Source organism: Enterobacter cloacae complex sp. ECNIH7, assembly GCF_002208095.1.
Classification (GTDB): domain Bacteria; phylum Pseudomonadota; class Gammaproteobacteria; order Enterobacterales; family Enterobacteriaceae; genus Enterobacter; species Enterobacter cloacae_M.
On record NZ_CP017990.1, the window covers coordinates 3,160,345 to 3,181,476 of the forward strand.

The window sequence follows — 21,132 nt, forward strand, 5'->3', positions numbered from 1 at the left end:
GGAGAGGGTTGGGGTGAGGGAACCAGCCCGCACTATGCCTCTACATGCCAAGCTTCACCGGCATCCCCGACCGCCGTTCCAGCTCAGCGCCCGCGCCCTCGTTTATCAGCTGCGTTCGCTGCGCGGCTGAAATAGGCAGCGGCACTTTCCGGGTTGACTCAAACTCCGCGCGGTTACGTGATAATGGCTCGTGAACTTCCACCCAGCGGCTGCCGTCCGGCTCGGTGGTGACTTTAACCGGCCTGTCGATAAGCTGCACGCGGGTGCCTACGGGAACGTTATCGAAAAGATACTTGATGTCGTTATTGCGCAGACGGATACAGCCCTGGCTCACCCGCAGTCCGATGCCGAAATTCGAGTTGGTGCCGTGAATGGCATACAGCCTTCCGATATAAATCGCATACAGGCCCATCGGGTTATCCGGCCCGGCGGGCACGAATGCCGGCAGCGTTTTCCCTTCCGCCGCATAGGCACGGCGCGTGTTCGGCGTCGGAGACCAGGTTGGCCCCTCCTGCTTACGCTCAACGGCCGTCACCCAGTTACGCGGGGTTTCGCGTCCGGCCTGACCTATGCCGATGGGCAGAACTTCAACGGTATTACCGCCAGGCGGATAATAGTAGAGACGCATTTCCGCAGCATTCACGATAATGCCCTCGCGGACGGTGTCGGGCAAAATCAGCTGCTGAGGGATCACCAGCCGGGTGCCGGATTTAGGCAAAAAAGGATCTACGCCCGGGTTCGCTTCCAGCAGATTGCTCAGCCCCTGCCCGTACTGCGCGGCAAAGGCTTCCAGAGGCAGCGTGTTACCTTCAGGAACGGTGATGATAATCGGGGTTCCCACCAGACGACTGCCTTCCGGCGGAAGCGTATAGGTTACGGCAAACGCACCGGGTACAGCGGCACACAGCGTAAGGACGAACCAGGTAAGTCGAATCATAGTTTTCTGCGCTCAAAAAAGAGAAAGCCCGGGCTCAGGCAGGCTTTCTCAGTTTACGCTATTACGCTTCGGTTTTACGCCACCTGCGCGTCAGCACTTTCTCCGCCTCGACAATAAGGAACATCACAAAACCAATCAGGAAGGTGATGACCCAGTAGCGGAACGGCAGCGCTTCGGTGCCAAACAGCATCTGCATGAACGGTGCGTAAATGATAAGAAGCTGTAGCGCCAGCAGTACGCCGCTCACGATCCAAATCCCTTTATTCGCCAGCAGGCCTTTGCTCAGCGAGAAGCCGTCATTCACGCGGCAGTTAAGCATGTAGAACCACTGCGCGGTCACCAGGGTTTGCAGCAGCACGGTGCGGATAAATTCCGCCGAATAGCCGCGCGGCTGTAGCCAGGCTTCCAGCACGAAGGCGCTAATGGCAATCATCAGACCGACAAACACCACGCGCCAGATGGCATAGCCGTCCATCACATGGAGATTAGCCTTGCGCGGTGGCCGGTTCATGATGTCCTTCTCACCCGCTTCAAACGCCAGGCCAAACGACAGCGTTGCTGACGTGGCCATGTTCATCCACAGGATCAGGACCGGCGTCAGCGGGATCAGGTTCCCCGCCAGCAGCGCGATGATGATCAGCAGAGCCTGCGCGATGTTGCTGGGGATAACGAACAGAATGGTCTTTTTCAGGTTGTCGTAAACCCGGCGTCCCTCGTGCACCGCGCTGGCAATGGTGGCAAAGTTGTCGTCCGTTAACACCATGTCGGCGGCTTCCTTGGTTACTTCGGTTCCCTTGATCCCCATGGCGATACCCACATCCGCCCGCTTGAGCGCCGGGGCATCATTTACGCCATCCCCGGTCATGCCCACAACTTCCTGCTTACTTTGCAGGGCCTGCACAAGGCGGAATTTATCCTCCGGGCTGGTTCGGGCGAAAATATCGTACTGCTGCGCGGCGTCGCTCAGCTGACGATCGTCCATCGCTTCCAGCTCACGTCCGGTGATAGCGCTTGCGGCGTTACCAATCCCCAACATTTGCCCAATGCTCATGGCCGTTTGCGGGTGGTCGCCGGTGATCATTTTCACGCGGATCCCGGCCTGCAGACAGTCGGCAATGGCGGTAATGGCCTCCGGACGCGGCGGATCCATCATTCCAGCAATACCCAGCAGGATCACGCCATCATGCAGGTCCGGGTGATCCAGCTCGCGTTGCCCCTCGCGGGCAGGTTTCCAGGCCGCGGCCACCATGCGCAGACCTTCCCGGGCATACTCTTCAATCTTCCCTTCCCAGTAAGGCTGATCGAACGGCTGCAGCCCGTCATTCGTCTGCTGGTACTGGCAGAGGCGGAACAGGACGTCCGGCGCGCCGGTGATTAAAATCACCTCTTCATCGCCCAGCCGGTACAGCGTGGACATGTATTTATACTGTGAATCAAACGGGATTTTGCTGCGCATTTCGGTATCGAGCGGTGGGAGCGGGATTTTCGCCGCCAGCACCTTCAGCGCGCCCTCGGTTGGGCCCCCGGTGATTTTCCACAGCCCCTGCTCGTCTTTGATCAGCTGGCTGTCATTACAAAGGTCAATGGTGCGCAGGTAGCGTTCCAGCAGGGAACCCTGCGTCACGCTGACGGGCGTTGGGTCATCTACGGGGTGAATATTCCCCACCGGTTCGTAGCTGTCGCCCTCCACGCGATAGGTCGTGTCAGCGGTAATCACCGCTTTGACCGTCATTTCATTCATCGTCAGGGTGCCGGTTTTATCCGAGCAGATGACCGTCATCGCCCCCAGCGTTTCAACCGTAGGCAGCTTGCGAATGATGGCCTTGCGACGCGCCATGGCCTGTACGCCAAGCGAAAGGATGATGGAAATGATGGCCGGCAGGCCTTCAGGTACGGCGGCAACGGCGAGGCTGATAAGCGACAGCACCAGTTCAGAAACCGGCATATCCCGGAACAGGAGGCTAAAGACAAACAGCGCCACCATCATCACCAGGATAGTGATGAAGATGGTCTTACCGAGCTTGTCCATCTGCACCATCAGCGGCGTGCGGTGCTTTTCAATGTCGGACATCATCTGATTGATGTGGCCCAGCTCGGTCTCACCCCCGGTTGCCACCACCACGCCTTTACCGCCGCCGGAGCTGACGGTGGTGCCCGAGTAGAGCAGATTATACCGGTCACCTAAGGGCAGTTCCCCGCTTAACGCATCGCTGTTTTTCTCAACAACGGTGGATTCGCCGGTCAGGATGGCCTCCTCCACGCGAAGGTTATGCGCTTCAATCACGCGCAGGTCCGCAGGGATACGATCTCCGGCGCGGATCACCACGATATCTCCCGGTACCAGCGCCGTGGTGGGGATCGTTTCATGATTCCCCTGTCGTACCACTACGGCTTCGCTGGAGAGCATATTGCGAATGCTCTGCAACGATTTTTCAGCATTGCTCTCCTGGATATGGCCAATCAGCGCGTTAATGATGGCAACCCCAAGGATCACAAACATGTCTACCCAGTGGCCCATAAAGAGCTTAAGCAACGCGGCCACCAGCAGCACGTAAATCAATACGTCGTTAAAATGCGCCAGGAAGCGCAGCCAGGCGGGTTTGCCCTTTTTTTGCGGTAACGCATTCTCACCGTGCTGCTGAAGTCGGGTTGATGCCTCAGTGCCGCTAAGGCCTTCCAGGGTGGAGTGGATATTAGACAGGGTTTCGTCAACGGTTTGTTGATAATACGGACGTTCAGGTTTTCCTGTTTTCATCGTTCCTTCCTCAGGTTCTATTCAGAAATCACCTTGCTTCTCTGTAATTAACGAATAACGAAAACAGGAACATGTGCGTAACGAACAATACTTGCCGCCTCCGATCCTAACAAATGGGTTTGAATATTTGGATTTCGCGAGCCGACAATAATCGCGCCGACGGTAAGTTCATCCGCCAGCTTAATAACCTCATCACGAACATTCCCGCTACGGACGTGGAGATGAACACGCTCTTCTGGCAGATTTACTTTTTTGACCAGGTCAGACAGCTTTTCTTTCGAATTATTAATCATATATTCATCCATTTTGCGCGCATCTGAAATAAAACCACGCGTCAGTTCGGCTGAAAACTTGGGCATGACGTGCAGCAAATGAATGTCACCCGATGCGCTTTGCGCGAGAAACTGTGCATGCTGCAACGCCTTATCCGCCAGGCTTGTCTCGTAGACATCCACCGGAACGAGAATGTTTTTATACATATCGAGCATCCTTTTTATAACCAACACGAGAGTGAATGAAGCAAAAAAACGCATTAAATGCAGGGGGTTGCCCTTAATGCCAGCTACGGTAAAAAAGATGGATAATATTAAACGTAGCACAGGAATATCAGGTTTAGCGCTTCCCCACTGATAATGGTTATTTAACATTTATCTTTTCGCCGACTATGCTCATAGTCAGCCACCGCTTCCGGCTCATGGAGGAATGTATGTATGGTTTAAGCCTGATCCGTCTGGGTATGTTCATTGCACTTGCCATTATCGCCAGCACGGCGATTGGTTTATTTACCTATATGGTCGTCACTGTTCTGGCAGAATAGTGTCACCCCTGTCCAGGTGATGGAATAAATAAAACAGTTATTTATTAGGGGAATACAGTGAACCGCTACCTCTCTCTTTTACCGTTCGTTTTGTTAACGCTCACGGCGTGCGACCCAAAACCGAAGCAAGCCGCTCCCCTTCCCAGGATGGTAAAAGTGGCGGAGGTGACGGTTCCCGGTCACGCCCGGCAGCGCGTTTTTCCCGCCCGCATTGAATCGGGCGATGCCACAGACCTTTCCTTCAAGCGCGCAGGTCAAATTGAAGCGCTCGATGTGCGTCAGGGCGCAGCCATCAAACAGGGGCAACAGCTGGCCAGACTGAACGCCCGTGAAGCCCAGCAGCGGGTTAACGACAGACAAACGGCGGCGACGCTGGCCCAGAGGCAGTTCGATCGCTTCCAGACGCTGGCAGGCCGCCAGGCGATTTCGAAAGCGGAAATGGACGTGCAGCGTGCGAACCGTGATTCGGCGAATGCGGCGCTGCAGATTGCCCGAGAAGAGCTGAATCAGATGACGCTCGTCGCCCCCTTTAGCGGGACGGTGGCCAGCGTACATGTCCGAAACCATCAGGTGGTGTCCCCCGGTCAGCCCATTGCCACGTTAACCCGTACCGATCTGCTGGACGTGGTGTTCAGTATCCCTGAAAACCTGTTTAAGGCCTTTGATATCCGCAACGCGCAGTATCGCCCCGTGGTGAAAATTAACGCCATGCCGGACCGGGAATTTACCGCCGTCTACAAAGAGCACTCGGGCAGCAGCGACAGTAATACCCTGACCTGGCAGGTGATACTGACCATGCCGCGCCCGGATGATTTTCCCGCCGTCGGTGGCGTAAGCGGTACGGTGACCATCAATTTAACCAACCTTCCGGCGGGCGCGGACGCTCAGGCGCTGGTCGTACCGGTTGAGGCAGTCTTTAACCCGAACAACAGCCCGCGCAACGAGCCGCACGTCTGGGTCGTAACGGGCGAAGGTGACGCGCTCCATCTCGAAGACCGCAAGGTCAGCGTGGGGCAAGTGAGCACCGAAGGGGTGGTGATTACCAGCGGGCTTAAGGCGGGCGAACGCGTGGTGGCCGCGGGCGTTGGGGAGCTCCATGCTAACCAGCCGGTACGTGTCTGGACGCGTGAACGGGGACTGTAATGGATATCTCTCGTCAATTTATCAATAATCCTGTTCGCGTCTGGCTAACGATCCTGCTGCTGGGCATCGGGGGTATTTTCGCCCTGTTGAATATCGGCAGGCTGGAAGATCCCGCCTTTACCATCAAAACCGCAGTGGTGGTCACCCACTACCCCGGCGCATCCGCTCAGCAGGTTGAAGAGGAGGTGACGCTTCCGCTGGAGAATGCCCTTCAGCAGCTGCCTTATCTGGACAACGTGAGCTCCATCTCTTCAAACGGTCTGTCGCAAATCACCGTTAACATCGCTTCACGCTATCATTCGAACGAGCTGCCGCAGATTTGGGATGAACTGCGCCGCCGCGTGGGCGATGCCTCGCGTCAGTTCCCGCCCGGCGTCGTCACGCCCTTTGTGAATGACGATTTCGGCGACGTGTTCGGCTTCTTCTTCGCCATTTCCGGAGATGAATTCAGTAATCCTGAACTGGTGAGATATGCGGAGCAGCTGCGCCGGGAGTTAATTCTGATACCCGGCGTCGCGAAGGTCGCCATCGGCGGGGCGATTAGCCAACAGGTCAACATCGATATCTCCCTGACCAAAATGGCCGCGCGCGGCATTACGCTGAACCAGCTTTCCGCCCTGCTCAGCAGACTTAACGTCGTTTCCAGCGCCGGAGAAATCACCTCCGGCACGGAATCCATTCGCCTGCACCCGACCGGTGAGTTCGAGAATCTTGATGAACTGGCGGATATCATCATCACGCCTTCCGGCACCGGGGCGGCGACGCGTCTGCGGGATATCGCCACGCTGTCGCGCGGGCTGAACGAATCGCCGGCCAGTATCTACCATGCCAACGGTAAAAAAGCCGTCACCATGGGCGTCTCGTTTATTCCCGGCGTGAACGTTATAGACGTGGGCCACGCGCTGGAGGCGAAGCTAAGCCAGATGTCGGCGGAAAAACCGGCAGGCATACAGATAGATCTGTTCTACGATCAGGCAGCCGAAGTGGGCCACTCCGTTAACGGTTTTATTATTAACTTCCTGATGGCGCTGGCGATTGTTATCGGCGTGCTGCTGATCTTTATGGGCGTACGCAGCGGGATCATCATCGCGGTTTCTCTCGCCCTTAACGTGCTGGGCACGCTGCTGATTATGTATCTGTGTGGCATTGAGCTACAGCGCATCTCGCTCGGGGCGCTGATTATCGCCCTCAGCATGCTGGTGGATAACGCCATCGTGATTGTCGAAGGGGTGTTGATTGCCCGACAGCAGGGCTCGCCACTGCTGACCGCCGTGAACTACATCATCCGCCGCTCCGCCCTGCCGCTGCTGGGGGCGACGGTGATAGCCATCCTGGCGTTTGCACCCATCGGCCTGTCGCAGGATTCTACCGGGGAATACTGTAAATCCCTGTTCCAGGTGCTGCTGATTTCCCTGATGCTGAGCTGGTTCTCGGCGCTCACCCTCACCCCGGTACTGATTAAGTGGTGGTTGTTTAAAAACAACAGCGCGCCCGATAAAACCGACGAGTCAGATCCTTACGATAAACGACTCTACCGCGCCTACCAGCGCCTGCTTAACGCGCTGCTGCACCATAAGGCACCGACGCTCATTGTGATGGCTGCGCTGCTGGCAGCCTCTGTCTGGGGCTTCGGCGCCGTGCGGCAAAACTTTTTCCCGTCGTCTAATACGCCGATTTTCTTTGTCGACCTGTGGCTACCCTACGGTACCGATATCAAGTGGACTGAGAAAATGACCAGCGATATTGAAAAGACGATCAATGGCCAGACGGGCGTGGAGACCACCGTCTCAACCATTGGTCAGGGAAGTATGCGCTTCATTCTGACCTACAGCGGACAGCGCCAGTACAGCAACTATGCGCAGATCATGGTGCGCATGGACGACCAGCGCAACATCTCCGCCCTGACGCGCCACGTTGACGAGTACATCGCGCGAAACTATCCGCAGGTCAACGCCAGTACCAAACGCGTCATGTTTGGCCCCTCCGGCGACAGCGCCATTGAGGTGCGCATTAAAGGCCCCGACCCTGACAGGCTGCGCCTGATTGCCAGCCAGGTGGACGACATCCTCACCCTCGACCCGGCCACGGGCAGCGTCAGGAACGACTGGCAAAACCGCAGCAAGGTGATCCGCCCACAGTACGTTGCCGCCCTGGGCCGCGAGCTTGGCGTAGATAAGCAGGACGTTGATAACGCGCTGGAGATGAACTTCTCCGGCAGCCGGGCGGGGCTGTACCGGGAAGGCAGTGACCTGCTCCCGGTCGTGGTGCGCCCGCCTGAGAGCGAACGGCTGGACGCCAATCACCTGAACAACGTGCTGGTGTGGAGCCAGACGCGGCAGCAGTATATCCCGCTGAGTAACGTCGTCAGCCGCTTCTCGCTGGAGTGGGAAGATCCGCTCATCCTTCGCCGCGACCGCTCGCGGGTGCTGACGGTGCAGACGGACCCGGACCCGCTGAGCCAGCATACCTCCGGGGACATTCTCGCCCGCGTGAAGCCGCAGATTGATGCCCTTAGCCTGCCACACGGCTACAGCATCGAGTGGGGGGGCGACGCGGAAAACTCCAGCGAAGCGCAGCAGGGGCTATTCACTACGCTACCTCTCGGGTATCTGGTGATGTTTGTTATCACCGTACTGATGTTCAGCTCGGTAAAAAATGCCGTCGCCATCTGGCTGACCGTGCCGCTGGCGTTGATTGGCGTCACGCCTGGATTCTTGATTACCGGTATCCCGTTCGGCTTTATGGCGCTGATTGGCCTGCTGAGCCTGAGCGGCATGCTCATCCGTAACGGCATCGTGCTGGTGGAAGAGATCGAACAGCAGAAAACGCAAAAGGACCAGCACGAGGCGATCGTGTACGCCGCCACCTCGCGCCTGCGCCCTATCCTGCTCACCGCGTTCACGACCGTACTGGGCCTGGCTCCGCTGCTGCTGGACGTTTTCTTCCAGAGCATGGCCGTTGTCATTATGTTTGGACTGGGATTTGCTACAATCCTGACGCTGCTGGTACTCCCCGTGATTTATGCGTGTTTCCATCGTAAGGACGAAGCCAAACAACAATGAATGCGACAGGGCTGAACATTATCAAAACGCTGGGCTGTATGACGGCGGTCACCTTCTTCACCATCTATAATACCTGGGATCATTATGATTATGACTATCACTGGATCCTGGGGTTTTTAACCTTTATCTCGACGATTGCCACGCCGCTGTTTTTTGTGGTTGCGGGCTATCTCGACGGACAATCCCGGCACGGCACCCGCTGGCAGCTGGGTAAAATTAAAAGCCTGGTGATTGTTTTTCTGTTCTGGATAACGATCTACTACCTGTGGGAGCCCTATCAGCGCGGCTATTTAATCCAGCCCTGGTTCGTGTTTGCGTTTGTGGTGATTTACACCTTCCACCCGGCGGTGGAGTGGCTCAGCCAGCGGCGAGCGCTGTTCTGCGGCGCGATTGCCGCCCTGCTGCTCTTTTCCTACGGATACGATCTGCTATCGGCGCTCTATCCTGAGGCGCACGCCCTTTCTCTTTCACCACAGTATCGGCTGTGGACGTGGCTGCTGTTTTATCTGACGGGGCAACTCTTCTGCGACCCGAAAGTCGCCGAGTGGATTAGCCGCAAAAATGTGGTCAGGGCGGCGGTTGTCGCCATCCCGTTTATCTACCTCTTCACCTGGTTTTACGAGCGCCACTTCTTCTTCGCGCTGTTCAAGGCGGACAGAAACGCCTTTATTCTCACCGGCTCTCAAATTTACATTTTGATCATCGCGCTGGTGATTGCGGCAAACGGCGTGCGCTTTCGCCGCAATGCTGAATTTAAAGAGTCCATTCTGGCCGCTATCAGCAAAACGATGACAGGCGTGTACATTGTGCACTACTCGGTGTTTCATCTCCTGACGGCGCTGATACCGGTGACCTCTCTCGGTATGAAGCTGGCGCTGATTGTGCTCACTTTCATTACCTCTGTTCTCTTCTCCATGCTGATATTGTCTAACGCCGTGGCAAAAAAGGTGATCACCCTTTAAAAGCCTAAGCGCAGCCAGGCAAAGAGCACGTTGCCGTTGTTATACGTCCCGGGAATGTAGGTGAACTGGACGGTAACGCACTTATACCCGGCCGAAAACAGCGGGAAGATGAACGGTAGCGGGACATAGTTTGCAAAATCATCTCGCGCCGTGATGCCCGCTGCGGCACCGAGCCCGAGGCGGAAATCTTTGGCATTATCCAGATACCAGCCCTTCTCCCAGCCATAGCCCATCGCGGGCTGCCATTCGTTGTGCGAGTCCTTGAACATCATCGCGAAAAGCGCGCTCCAGTTGCCCTCTTCGTTATAGCGGGAAACGCCCAGACCACCGCCCCACGGCATTTCATTGTAATTGTCCGTTTTTTCCTTGTCGTACATAAAGCGAGCGTGCCAGCTCAGAAACGGCAGGTACAGGTCGTAACGTTGGGGCTCTTCCCAGGTTTGTGAAATATCATCCGTCAGCGCATTCCACCAGCCGCTGATACGCTGTTCACCATAGACGTTGGGCTCCGCATGAAGCGGTGCGACGAATAAAAACAGAATCATCCAGAATGCCGAAAAGGTGCGTTGCATCATTATTCCCTCAGCTTAACTCACGCGGCGGTCACTATTACTGTAAACCATTCAGCACTTAACGGAGCCGGGAAGACATAATTATACGGCGCAGGTGTAGATGAAATTTATTTATTCAGCGCCTTCCGGAAAGATAAAAACGTTTTCTCAGGCGTTTTGTCGCGGTAGTCTCATAGGTTCCGTTTATATGACGGCTGCTTTGTGAGTGACCTTTTCTTATACCAATAATTAAAAATCAGTACGGACAGGACAACTATGGACTCCACCCTCATCTCCGATCGTCCCAACGAGGAGACACCTTCGCTCAATCGTGCCCGCCGCGCAGCCTTAGGCAGCTTCGCGGGTGCCGTCGTCGACTGGTATGATTTTCTGCTTTACGGCATCACTGCCGCCCTGGTGTTTAACCGCGAGTTTTTTCCTCAGGTCAGCCCCGCGATGGGTACACTTGCCGCGTTTGCCACCTTCGGCGTCGGCTTTCTGTTTCGCCCGCTGGGCGGGGTGATCTTCGGCCACTTCGGCGACCGCCTGGGCCGCAAGCGCATGCTGATGCTCACCGTCTGGATGATGGGGATCGCCACCGCGCTTATCGGTATTCTCCCCTCGTTTGCCTCTATCGGCTGGTGGGCACCGGTACTGCTGGTCACCCTGCGCGCCATCCAGGGCTTCGCCGTAGGCGGCGAATGGGGCGGCGCGGCGCTGCTGTCCGTTGAGAGCGCGCCGAAGCACAGAAAAGCGTTTTACAGCAGCGGCGTACAGGTCGGGTACGGCGTAGGCCTTCTGCTTTCCACCGGGCTGGTATCGCTAATCAGCCAGCTTACTACCGACGAGCAGTTCCTGAGCTGGGGCTGGCGCATTCCGTTCATCTTCAGCATCGTGCTGGTCATCGCCGCGCTGTGGATCCGCAACGGGATGGAAGAGTCCGCGGAATTCGAACAGCAGCAGCGGGAAAAACCGCTCGCCAAAAAGCGTCTGCCTGTGATGGAAGCGCTGGTTCAGCACCCTGGCGCTTTTCTGAAAATTATCGCCCTGCGCCTGTGCGAGCTGCTGACGATGTATATCGTCACCGCGTTTGCCCTGAACTACTCGACGCAGAATCTCGGTCTGCCGCGCGAGCTGTTCCTGAATATTGGCCTGCTGGTCGGCGGGATCAGCTGCCTGACAATCCCCTGCTTCGCGTGGCTGGCGGACAGGTTTGGCCGCCGTCGCGTTTACATCACCGGGGCGCTGATTGGCACCCTCAGCGCCTGGCCATTCTTTATGGCGCTGGAGGCGCAGTCGATCTTCTGGATTGTCTTCTTCGCCATCATGCTCGCCAACATCGCTCACGACATGGTGGTGTGCGTGCAGCAGCCGATGTTCACCGAGCTGTTTGGCGCAAGCTACCGCTACAGCGGCGCGGGCGTGGGCTACCAGGTCGCAAGCGTGGTCGGTGGCGGATTTACGCCGTTTATTGCCGCCGCGCTGGTGACCTTCTCCGGCGGCAACTGGCACAGCGTGGCGATTTATCTGCTCGCCGGCTGCCTGCTGTCGGCGGCAACGGCGCTGCTGATGAAAGAGACGAGCCACGGCTGATCTCCCTTTTGTTTCACGGGCGTGTGACATACTATCGGGTAGAGTCGCACACCTGTGGAACAAGGAGACAGAGATGAATAATAAGGGCTCCAGCCTGACCCCGGCTCAGGCGCTGGAAAAACTCGACGCGCTGTATGAACAGTCCGTCAACGCGCTGCGCGGCGCCATCAGCGAATATATCGAAACAGGGAAACTTCCCGACCAAAAGGCCAGAACCGAGGGCCTTTTTGTTTATCCATCGCTCTCTGTGACCTGGGACGGCAGCGCCAGCAGTAATCCCAAAACCCGCGCCTACGCCCGTTTTACCCACTCCGGCTGCTACAGCACCACCGTCACCCGCCCTGCGCTGTTCCGCCCGTATCTTGAAGAACAACTCACGCTGCTGTACCAGGATTACGGCGCGCACATTGCCGTTGAGCCCTCCCAGCATGAGATCCCCTATCCCTACGTGATTGACGGTTCGGCGTTAACCCTTGACCGCTCCATGAGCGCGGGGCTGACCCGCCACTTCCCGACCACCGAGCTTTCCCAGATTGGCGATGAGACGGCCGACGGGATTTATCATCCGGCAGAATTTTCTCCCCTGTCGCATTTTGATGCCCGCCGGGTCGATTTCTCCCTGGCGCGCCTGCGCCACTACACCGGTACGCCAGTCGAACATTTCCAGCCGTTCGTGCTCTTTACCAACTACACCCGTTACGTCGACGAGTTTGTCCGCTGGGGCTGCAGCCAGATCCTCGACCCGGAAAGCCCGTATATCGCGCTGTCCTGCGCGGGTGGGATCTGGATCACCGCTGAAACCGAAGCCCCCGAGCAGGCGATCTCCGACCTGGCGTGGAAAAAACACCAGATGCCCGCCTGGCACCTGATCACCGCCGACGGTCAGGGCATCACGCTGATTAACATCGGCGTTGGCCCGTCAAATGCCAAGACCATCTGCGACCATCTGGCGGTACTGCGCCCGGACGTATGGCTGATGATTGGCCACTGCGGCGGCCTGCGCGAAAGCCAGCTGATTGGCGACTACGTGCTGGCCCACGCCTATCTGCGCGATGACCACGTGCTTGATGCGGTCCTGCCGCCGGATATCCCAATCCCGAGCATCGCCGAAGTACAGCGCGCGCTGTATGACGCTACCAAAGAGGTCAGCGGCATGCCGGGCGAAGAGGTTAAACAGCGCCTGCGCACCGGCACGGTCGTCACAACGGATGACCGCAACTGGGAGCTGCGCTACTCCGCCTCCGCGCTGCGGTTCAACCTGAGCCGCGCGGTAGCGATCGATATGGAGAGCGCCACCATTGCCGCCCAGGGATATCGCTTCCGCGTTCCTTACGGCACGCTGCTGTGCGTCTCCGATAAGCCGCTGCACGGCGAAATTAAGCTTCCGGGCCAGGCCAACCGTTTCTATGAAGGGGCTATCTCAGAGCATCTGCAGATTGGTATTCGTGCGATTGATTTACTTCGCGCGGAGGGCGACAAGCTGCATTCGCGCAAGCTGCGCACCTTCAACGAGCCGCCGTTCCGCTAATAACGATAAGGAAAAACAATGTCCAGCACATCACCGCTCTCTGCCCTGCGCCACTGGCTTGAGGCCAGCCATCTCGACGGGATGATCGTCCCGCGGGCGGATGCCTGGCAGAGCGAATACTGCGCGCCTTACGACGAAAAGCTGGCCTGGCTGACGGGCTTTGACGGCTCGGCCGGCGTGGCGCTGGTGCTGAAAAACAAAGCGCTGCTGTTCGTCGACGGGCGCTATCAGGTTCAGGCACGCGTTCAGGTCAATACGGATGAGGTTGAGATCCACCACCTTCACAACGAGCCGCTGGCAGAATGGCTGGCAGAAAACGTTGAGGCAGGAACCCGCATCGGTTTTGACGCGCTGCTGATGATCAATTCAGAGTTTGAGCAGCTGTCAGCCACGCCGTGCGAGCTGGTGCCTCTGAAGGCCTCGCCGTTTGACACGCTATGGACCGATCGCCCTGCCGCACCGGCGGGGCTTATCCGTGAAATGCCGGTTGAACACAGCGGTGAACGCAGCGCGGACAAACGCCAGCGCGTCGCCGCCGTGCTGGCAGAACACAATGCTGATTTCCTCGCCGTGACGCTGCCGGATAACATCGCCTGGCTGCTAAACGTGCGTGGATCAGATATCCCCTTTAGCCCGGTTCCTCTTTCCTTCGCCCTGCTCAGCCGTGATGGTAGCGTTGAGTGGTTTGTTAACGACAATAAGCTCAGCGCCCTGCCTGACGGTGTGCGCAGTGCGTTCACCGTTGCCCCGCAGGATACCTTTATTGAACGCTGCCAGCAGATTGCTGAAGGCAAACGGGTGATGATTGATGCCGATTCCGCGCCGGTGGCCCTGCGCTTCGCCGTTGAGCCACGGGGAGAAATTGTCTGGCGGACTGACCCCATCACCCTGATGAAAGCGACTAAAAATCCGGTCGAGCTGGCAGGCTATCGCGAGTGCCATCACCAGGACGGGGCCGCGTGGGTCAACTTCCTCGCCTGGCTGAGCCGTGAAGTGCCGCGGCGCGAGGCGGCAGGAAAACCGCTCACCGAGCTGGACGCGCAGGCGCAGCAGCTTGCGTTTCGTCAACAGCAGCCCGGGTTCATCGAGCAGAGTTTTGCAACCATCTCCGCCTCTTCGAGCAATGCGGCGATGTGCCACTATCACTCGAGCGAGGCCAGCAATAAGCCCATCGGCCATGACCATTTTTACCTGAACGATTCCGGCGGCCAGTATGTTAACGGCACCACCGACGCCACGCGTACGCTGGCGTGGGGGAAAGTCGATCCGCAGCAGCGCCTGCACTACACTGCCGTGCTGAGAGGCTTTCTGTCGCTCATTACCCTGCAGTTCCCTTCCGGGACTCAGGGGCATCAGCTGGATGCGTTTGCGCGTCGCCCGCTGTGGGAGATGGGGCTGGATTACGATCACGGTACGGGACACGGCGTGGGGCACCAGCTGCTGATCCACGAGAACCCGCATCGCATCGCCAAAAAGTTCAATCCATGGCCGCTGGTGGCGGGCAATATCATGACTATCGAGCCGGGCTACTATCTGGGCGACAGCCACGGTATTCGTATTGAAAACCAGGTTGAGATTGTGGAGAGCCGTCCGGGGTTCTGCAAATTTGCCTCGCTGACGCTGATCCCGATCGACTTAAGTCAGGTTGAGCTGCATCTGCTGAGCGAGCAGGAAAAGCAGTGGCTGGATGCGTATCACCGGCAGGTACGCGAGGTGCTTTCACCTCTGGTGAATAGCGATGCGCGTCCGTGGCTGGAGGAAGCGACGGCGCCGATTGGTGTGTAATTTCGTGCGGTCTGGTGCCCTCACCCCAACCCTCTCCCACGGGAGAGGGTGCAAACACTAAAAACGGCAACGAGGTTGCCGTTTTGCATTTACCTTGCGCAGAAAAGCAAAAAGCCTGCTTTAAAAGCAGGCTTTTTAAATTTGGCTCCTCTGACTGGACTCGAACCAGTGACATACGGATTAACAGTCCGCCGTTCTACCGACTGAACTACAGAGGAATCGTGTGAACGGGGCGCATATTATCGATGCTCCCCCATGATGTCAAAGGCAGAATGCATATTTCCGATCGTTTGCCGAATTATTCTCCACTTCGCGCAATTGTCAGGCATTTTTTCGCGGATATTTCCACAGCCAGCGCCCGCTGACCATCCGCCAGTAGAACAGCGCGCCCCGCACGGCCCAGTCGAGGAACATCCCCAGCCAGACGCCGACCACCCCCCATCCGAGCATCACCCCGAGCGTATACCCCGCGACAACGCGACATCCCCACATGCCGAGCATCGATACCCACATCGCAAAGCGGGCGTCGCGCGCTCCTTTCAGCCCGGCGGGCAATACCCATGAGGCCGCCCAGATGGGCATAAAGGCCGCGTTGAGCCAGATGAGGATCTTAACAACCTCTTTAACGTCGTCTTCGTGGGTATAGAACGAGGCCATCAGCCCGGCAAACGGCGCGGTTCCCCAGGCGATCAGCGTCAGTCCAATGGTCGACAGCCAGAACACGTGCCGCAGCTGCCGCTCCGCCTGGCCTATCTGCCCTTTCCCGAGCCGCTTACCCGTAATAATGGTCGATGCCGAACCCAGCGCGTTACCCGGCAGGTTAATCAGCGAGGCAATAGAGAAGGCTATAAAGTTACCGGCGATAACGTCGGTGCCCATCCCAGCGACAAACATCTGCGTGAGCAGCTTCCCGCCGTTGAATAACACCGATTCAATGCTGGCGGGAATGCCGATCCCCATCACTTCCCAGATAATGGCGAATTAAAAGGGCGGAAATAGCTTTTTAGCGTCAGACGAAGGGAGGGGGTAATCCCCGCCATCAGTACCCCGATGATGGCTGCCGCACCGATATAGCGTGAAATGGTTAATCCCAGTCCGGCACCGACGAACCCCAGCCCCTCCCACGAGAACACGCCATAGATCAGCACGCTGCTGATAATGATATTCAGGATATTCATCCCGCCGTTGATCAGCAGCGGAATTTTGGTGTTGCCCGCCCCGCGCAGCGCGCCGCTGCCAATCAGCGCAATGGCCGCCGCCGGATAGCTTAAGACGGTCATTTCCAGGTAGGTCAGCGCCAGGTCTTTAACCTCGTTCGTGGCCTCCCCGGCGACAAAATCGATAATCTCTTTACCGAAATAGTGGATCACCGCCGCCAGAACGATCGAAAAAATGGTCATGATCATCAGCGACTGGCGGGCCGCCTCGCGTGCACGTTTGGGATCAAGCTTGCCGAGGCTAAAGGCCACCACCACCGTCGTCCCCAGGTCTATGGCGGCAAAGAACGAGATCACCACCATGTTAAAGCTGTCCGCTAGCCCAACCCCAGCCATCGCCTCTTTTCCCAGCCAGCTCACCAGGAAAGTGCTCAAAACCCCCATCAGCAGAACGCAGGTATTTTCCAGGAAGATAGGCACGGCAAGAGGGGTGATTTCACGCCAGAACAGGACACGATAGCTTTTACGTTTTGCATACCATGGCGTGCGAGTTATCGCCTGGCGTAAGGAGGCAGTGACGTTCAAAATGGACCTTAGCGAGAAAAGTTGAAACTCCATTTCAAATGATGGGGGACAAATGCTAATCCTGCAAAGTATTTTCCAGAAAAAGATGTGTGGATTTACAACAAACTGACGACAGAATCAGCAATCAGTCGATTTTCCCTAAGATCAGGTTTGACAAAACTTTTTTCGCCGCTAAGATAAGCCTCCACAACGATTCCTCTGTAGTTCAGTCGGTAGAACGGCGGACTGTTAATCCGTATGTCACTGGTTCGAGTCCAGTCAGAGGAGCCAAATTTAAAAAGCCTGCTTTTAAAGCAGGCTTTTTGCTTTGCGGATGAGGGAAAATGAACGCTCTGTTTGTCTACGGCACGCTGCGCCCGGGCCACTCTAATGCGCATATTCTTGAAAACATCGGCGGCGAATGGCTGGCCGGTTCCGTATCCGGCACGTTTTACGAACGCGGCTGGGGCGCCGCGGCGGACTTCCCGGGAATTGTGCTCCACCCTGACGGCCCCCGCGTCGAAGGCTATCTGTTTATCTCGGATAACCTTGCCGCACACTGGCAAATGCTGGACGAATTTGAAGACGGCTACGATCGGGTTGAGGTCACGGTGACCACCCTTGAAGGCAAGCAGGTTCAGGCCTGGATTTATCAGCTACAGCCGCGTTCTGAATCATAAAAAAAGGCTCTCTGTCACCAGAGAGCCTTTTTCACTATTCGCTGCGATTACTCGCTTTTTGCTTCGCCGTTTTTGATTTCGCCCATCACTTTCAGCTTTTTAGAGATGTCACGACGCTCTTTGGACAGCTCAGCATTTTTGATGATGTAGTCATCAACGCGGTCTTCATAGTCGCTCTTCATGCTGGCGATGATGCCCTGAATAGCTTCAACGCTCATACCTGGCTTGATGTAGTCGCTCAGGTTGTCGAGCAGCAGAACACGTTTCTGGTTGTCACGGATCTTCTTCTCAACGTCCTGGATTTCACGCTGCAGCTTGTTTTTGCGGCGGAACAGGCGGACGAATTCCAGAACATCCTGGAACGAAGGCTTGGTAGTTTCCATTTTTACACCCCTGATAATGTGAGATTCGGATTCGTTAAGGCAACCGTTGTAACAATAACCTTACTGACAGCGGCTGCGAATGACAATGAGTATATCGTTTAAAGCTATCATAACCCCAATTGCTGCTGAATCGAAGCAGCAGGCGTCACATAAGCCTTTTATTTGCGCAGCGCCCGGCAAATAAGGTGCGATAACAGCTCAAGCTGCCGCGCCAGTTCCATGCTCAGCCAGACGTAGCCATGAATAGGCGTTTCCGCCACGTTATCGCTCTGGCGTTCATTGATTAACTGCTTCAGCTCCGCGACGATCTCATTCAGCCGCTCGCTGTTGGCCAGTATCGGCTGCGGGTTCCCTTCATAGAGCGCATGGGCAATGGTCAACAGCGTTTGCTGCGTCATCTGCTGGGTCTCTTTGAGGGTTTGCGCGTTCAGCATTAACAGATGGCTGGGACGCGAGGCCCAGTGCGCGTTGATCTGCAGTTCAAGCATGCAGACCAGATTGCGGCTTACCGTCTGGATGGCTTCGAAAATCGATTTCTGAATATGGGTTTCTTTGCTGGCAGGCGTGATCAGGCCGCGCATTTTGACCACATCGTTGAGGATCGTTTGCAGATGCTTTTCCAGCCGGGGACGTTCGACCAGATTCGGGGAAAAACCGGCCTGATAGACGCGGTTAAAGGCGGTGACGTAGTTCGCCATCTGAATACGCCAGTGCAGAAAAGCCCGCTGCGGCCAGATACCGGTGAAAAGCATTGCCAGCAATGACCCCAGGATGACATCCCCGCTTCGCCACAGCGCCGTGGTCATATCCCCGGCGGGCGCACCGACAACCACCGCGAGAGTAATCCCAATCAGCAAGGCCTGATACGGTCTTTTGCCCAACGCCAGCCAGCCGCACAGGAACATGGCGGCACCGCACCATGCCAGCATCACCGGAAACGAGATAAGCTCCAGCTTAAGGGCAATAAGCCCAAGGGCCGAGCCTAAAACCGTCCCGCCAATTCGCTCGAAGGCGCGCGGAACAACGTTCCCCCAAAACGAGATGGGCCCCATTACCACTACCAGGGTGATCAGCGGCCACGTCCCTTCCGGAACATCCAGCAAACGGACCAGCACAAACGTCAATACGAAAGCCAGCGCGATGCGACACCCGTGCACCACGCGGTAATGTTTGTACAACCGAATTTCAAAAGGGGTTAATGATTTGTCGGGACGCACACCCGCTCTCCAGCTACACGGCAAATCACAATTGTACTGTGTTTTCAGCCGGGCGGATCGCTCCCGGCTGAAAAACCCTTCATTTAGCAGGCTTAAGCCGTTTTATGCTCTACCGCGATATACATTTCGATATCCCAGTAGCCGTCTGCATTGCCGTCATTAAGATAGCGCTCGAAGCAGGGTTTGAGCGCCATCTGGTACTTATTGTCCTGCAGCAGGGAATTAAAGAACTGATACCACGGCGTGGCGAAGTCATAGTTTTCCACACGCGCCGTCGCCACGGCATAATCCCCAGCCGCGATTTCCGTCATCATGACGCCCTCGCTGTTTTCCGGAATAACGAAATCGTCCGGCACCGTAACGGCCGTATCGCAGCGCAGTTTTTCTGCCGGGACCTCGTCGGGGTTATCGTAATAGACCGCAACCCACTCCAGCGGCTCAATGTGGCGCCCGTCCACCCACATCACCAGCTGTTCAAAGCCCTGTTTTACCGTTTGTTCCCACGGTCCGACCAAATGAAAACCGGCAATCTTACGTTTATGTTGCTGCTTGATGCTGTAGTCCATGCTGCCTCCATTTATTACTGTATATTTATACACTATAAGGCTGGATTACTATTATCGGCAAACGAGGAGTGTTTATTATGTGAGCAGACTCGCAACCCTGCCAGTCTGCCCATCAGCGGTTAAAGCGTGTGGTGGAGATAATCGCTCATGCGAGAGAACAGTCCACCTTTATCAACGGCTTCCAGCGTCACCAGCGGCCAGTGCGCCACCACCTTGTCGCGGTCATAGAGCTGGATCTCCCCGACCCGCTGATGCGCAGCAATCGGCGCTTCCAGCTCTTTTTTATCCAGCACGTATTTGGCTTTGATGTTCGGCACTTCCGCTTTCGGCAGGGCCAGCCAGAAGTCCTGGTCGGTGCCCAGTTTCACCTGCTCCTTATCACCGTACCAGATACGCTCTGTCCCCACTTTTTTACCGTTGTGCAGGATTTGCACCGTATCGAAGTTCTGCTGCCCCCAGTGCAGCAGTTTCCGGGCCTGGTCCTCACGTCCTTTCGGGCTGTCCGCCCCCATCACCACCGCGATTAAACGACGCTCCCCGTCAACAGCGGAGGCAATCAGGTTAAAGCCCGCTCCCGAGGTGTGCCCCGTTTTAAGCCCGTCCACGTTCATGGTTTTATCCCACAGCAGGCCGTTACGGTTTTGCTGGGTGATCCCGTTCCAGGTCAGGCTCTTTTCGCTGTACATATGGTAAAACTCAGGCTCGCCGTGAATGATGGCCCGGGAAAGTACGGCCAGGTCATAGGCCGAGCTGTGCTGGCCCGGCGCGTCCAGCCCGTGGACGGTTTCAAAGTGCGTATCGCGCAGGTTCAGCTTCTGCACGTAGTCGTTCATCATCTTCACAAACTGCGGCTGACCGCCCGCCACGTGATCGGCCAGCGCCACGCAGGCGTCGTTGCCGGAATCGACGATCAGACCGCGGCTTAAATCACGCACCGAGACGCGATCGCCCTCTTTCAGGAACATCAGCGACGAGCCGTCAAAAACCGGGTTGCCTTTTGCCCACGCGTCACGCCCGACGGTGACAATGTCGTCCGGCGTAATGCGATGGCTATCAATGGCCCGATCAACCACATACCCCGTCATCAGCTTGGTCAGGCTCGCCGGATTGCGTTGTTGATGTTCGTTGCCCGCCGTTAAGATCTGACCAGTCGTGTAGTCCATCAGCACCCAGGAGCCAGCCTGAATGGCCGGAGCCTGCGGCGAAAAATCCAGTGGTTCGGCCGCAAAAGCAGATGAGACACTCGAAGCGAGTAAAGAAACAGCAATAAACAGACGGCGTTTCAACGGTATATCCTCAGGTCATTAAAAATCGATGACCTTTTTACGGGAGTTCTGATGTCGTTACCTGGCTTAATTGCAAAAAAATGTGACAGAACGCAGATTTTTCTCTGAAGCTGGCGCGCAAATTTGCGTCACGGCGGTGCTTTTTA

15 protein-coding genes, 2 tRNA genes and 1 pseudogene are annotated in these 21,132 nt (G+C 56.6%); 8 read left to right on the forward strand and 10 right to left on the reverse strand.

The window, feature by feature from the left end; all coding sequences use genetic code 11:
• Positions 1 to 40: 40 nt before the first annotated feature.
• The 3 genes from ldtA to WM95_RS15630 all read right to left on the reverse strand — a co-directional run bounded on the left by ldtA (position 41) and on the right by WM95_RS15630 (position 4,171).
• The gene (gene ldtA, locus WM95_RS15620; protein WP_023312346.1) at positions 41 to 937 is read right to left on the reverse strand and encodes a L,D-transpeptidase; all 897 of its coding nucleotides are present in this window, start codon (positions 935 to 937) and stop codon (positions 41 to 43) included.
• A 61-nt stretch (positions 938 to 998) separates the two neighbouring features.
• A complete protein-coding gene (locus WM95_RS15625) occupies positions 999 to 3,692 on the reverse strand; it encodes a cation-transporting P-type ATPase (RefSeq protein WP_088544851.1) in 2,694 nt (897 codons plus the stop codon).
• A 47-nt stretch (positions 3,693 to 3,739) separates the two neighbouring features.
• A complete protein-coding gene (locus WM95_RS15630) occupies positions 3,740 to 4,171 on the reverse strand; it encodes a universal stress protein (protein ID WP_023312348.1) in 432 nt (143 codons plus the stop codon).
• Positions 4,172 to 4,566: 395 nt separating this feature from the next.
• On the opposite strand from WM95_RS15630, the gene WM95_RS15635 reads away from it, so the two are divergent.
• Genes WM95_RS15635 through WM95_RS15645 form a run of 3 tightly spaced genes read left to right on the forward strand, consistent with a single transcriptional unit; the run spans position 4,567 to position 9,676 of the window.
• Positions 4,567 to 5,652 carry an efflux RND transporter periplasmic adaptor subunit gene (locus WM95_RS15635; protein WP_063409325.1) on the forward strand — a complete coding sequence of 362 codons (1,086 nt, stop codon included), beginning with the start codon at positions 4,567 to 4,569 and terminating at the stop codon, positions 5,650 to 5,652.
• Positions 5,652 to 8,714 carry an efflux RND transporter permease subunit gene (locus WM95_RS15640; protein WP_063409324.1) on the forward strand — a complete coding sequence of 1,021 codons (3,063 nt, stop codon included), beginning with the start codon at positions 5,652 to 5,654 and terminating at the stop codon, positions 8,712 to 8,714. The genes WM95_RS15635 and WM95_RS15640 overlap by 1 nt, the downstream gene beginning before the upstream one ends.
• A complete protein-coding gene (locus WM95_RS15645) occupies positions 8,711 to 9,676 on the forward strand; it encodes an acyltransferase (protein ID WP_059445024.1) in 966 nt (321 codons plus the stop codon). The genes WM95_RS15640 and WM95_RS15645 overlap by 4 nt, the downstream gene beginning before the upstream one ends.
• On the opposite strand, the gene pagP is transcribed toward WM95_RS15645, so the two are convergent.
• Positions 9,673 to 10,248, reverse strand: a complete 576-nt coding sequence (gene pagP / locus WM95_RS15650; protein ID WP_063409323.1) for a lipid IV(A) palmitoyltransferase PagP — start codon at positions 10,246 to 10,248, stop codon at positions 9,673 to 9,675. The genes WM95_RS15645 and pagP overlap by 4 nt on opposite strands.
• A 255-nt stretch (positions 10,249 to 10,503) precedes the next feature.
• On the opposite strand from pagP, the gene shiA reads away from it, so the two are divergent.
• The 3 genes from shiA (at position 10,504) to WM95_RS15665 (ending at position 15,133) form a co-directional block, all read left to right on the forward strand.
• Positions 10,504 to 11,820, forward strand: coding sequence for a shikimate transporter (gene shiA / locus WM95_RS15655; protein ID WP_047741632.1), 1,317 nt, complete (start codon positions 10,504 to 10,506; stop codon positions 11,818 to 11,820).
• Between the two features lie 73 nt (positions 11,821 to 11,893).
• Positions 11,894 to 13,348 carry an AMP nucleosidase gene (locus tag WM95_RS15660; RefSeq protein ID WP_023312354.1) on the forward strand — a complete coding sequence of 485 codons (1,455 nt, stop codon included), beginning with the start codon at positions 11,894 to 11,896 and terminating at the stop codon, positions 13,346 to 13,348.
• Between the two features lie 18 nt (positions 13,349 to 13,366).
• The gene (locus WM95_RS15665) at positions 13,367 to 15,133 is read left to right on the forward strand and encodes an aminopeptidase P family protein (protein ID WP_063409322.1); all 1,767 of its coding nucleotides are present in this window, start codon (positions 13,367 to 13,369) and stop codon (positions 15,131 to 15,133) included.
• A gap of 142 nt (positions 15,134 to 15,275) precedes the next feature.
• On the opposite strand, the gene WM95_RS15670 is transcribed toward WM95_RS15665, so the two are convergent.
• Together WM95_RS15670 and emmdR are read right to left on the reverse strand one after the other, a co-directional pair.
• A tRNA-Asn gene (locus WM95_RS15670) sits at positions 15,276 to 15,351 on the reverse strand.
• Between the two features lie 103 nt (positions 15,352 to 15,454).
• Positions 15,455 to 16,908, reverse strand: a pseudogene (gene emmdR, locus WM95_RS15675) (multidrug efflux MATE transporter EmmdR).
• Positions 16,909 to 17,069: 161 nt separating this feature from the next.
• Here emmdR and WM95_RS15680 point away from each other — a divergent pair.
• Together WM95_RS15680 and WM95_RS15685 are read left to right on the forward strand one after the other, a co-directional pair.
• Positions 17,070 to 17,145 (forward strand) — tRNA-Asn (locus tag WM95_RS15680).
• 53 nt (positions 17,146 to 17,198) lie between these two features.
• The gene (locus tag WM95_RS15685; protein ID WP_063409321.1) at positions 17,199 to 17,534 is read left to right on the forward strand and encodes a gamma-glutamylcyclotransferase family protein; all 336 of its coding nucleotides are present in this window, start codon (positions 17,199 to 17,201) and stop codon (positions 17,532 to 17,534) included.
• 47 nt (positions 17,535 to 17,581) lie between these two features.
• Here WM95_RS15685 and WM95_RS15690 read toward each other — a convergent pair whose 3' ends face one another.
• The 4 genes from WM95_RS15690 to dacD all read right to left on the reverse strand — a co-directional run bounded on the left by WM95_RS15690 (position 17,582) and on the right by dacD (position 20,986).
• The gene (locus WM95_RS15690; RefSeq protein WP_008499467.1) at positions 17,582 to 17,917 is read right to left on the reverse strand and encodes a DUF496 family protein; all 336 of its coding nucleotides are present in this window, start codon (positions 17,915 to 17,917) and stop codon (positions 17,582 to 17,584) included.
• 158 nt (positions 17,918 to 18,075) lie between these two features.
• A complete protein-coding gene (locus WM95_RS15695; protein ID WP_023312358.1) occupies positions 18,076 to 19,134 on the reverse strand; it encodes an FUSC family protein in 1,059 nt (352 codons plus the stop codon).
• 92 nt (positions 19,135 to 19,226) lie between these two features.
• Positions 19,227 to 19,700 carry a DNA gyrase inhibitor SbmC gene (sbmC, locus tag WM95_RS15700; RefSeq protein ID WP_023312359.1) on the reverse strand — a complete coding sequence of 158 codons (474 nt, stop codon included), beginning with the start codon at positions 19,698 to 19,700 and terminating at the stop codon, positions 19,227 to 19,229.
• A 119-nt stretch (positions 19,701 to 19,819) separates the two neighbouring features.
• Positions 19,820 to 20,986 carry a serine-type D-Ala-D-Ala carboxypeptidase DacD gene (gene dacD, locus WM95_RS15705; RefSeq protein WP_063409320.1) on the reverse strand — a complete coding sequence of 389 codons (1,167 nt, stop codon included), beginning with the start codon at positions 20,984 to 20,986 and terminating at the stop codon, positions 19,820 to 19,822.
• Positions 20,987 to 21,132: the final 146 nt, after the last annotated feature.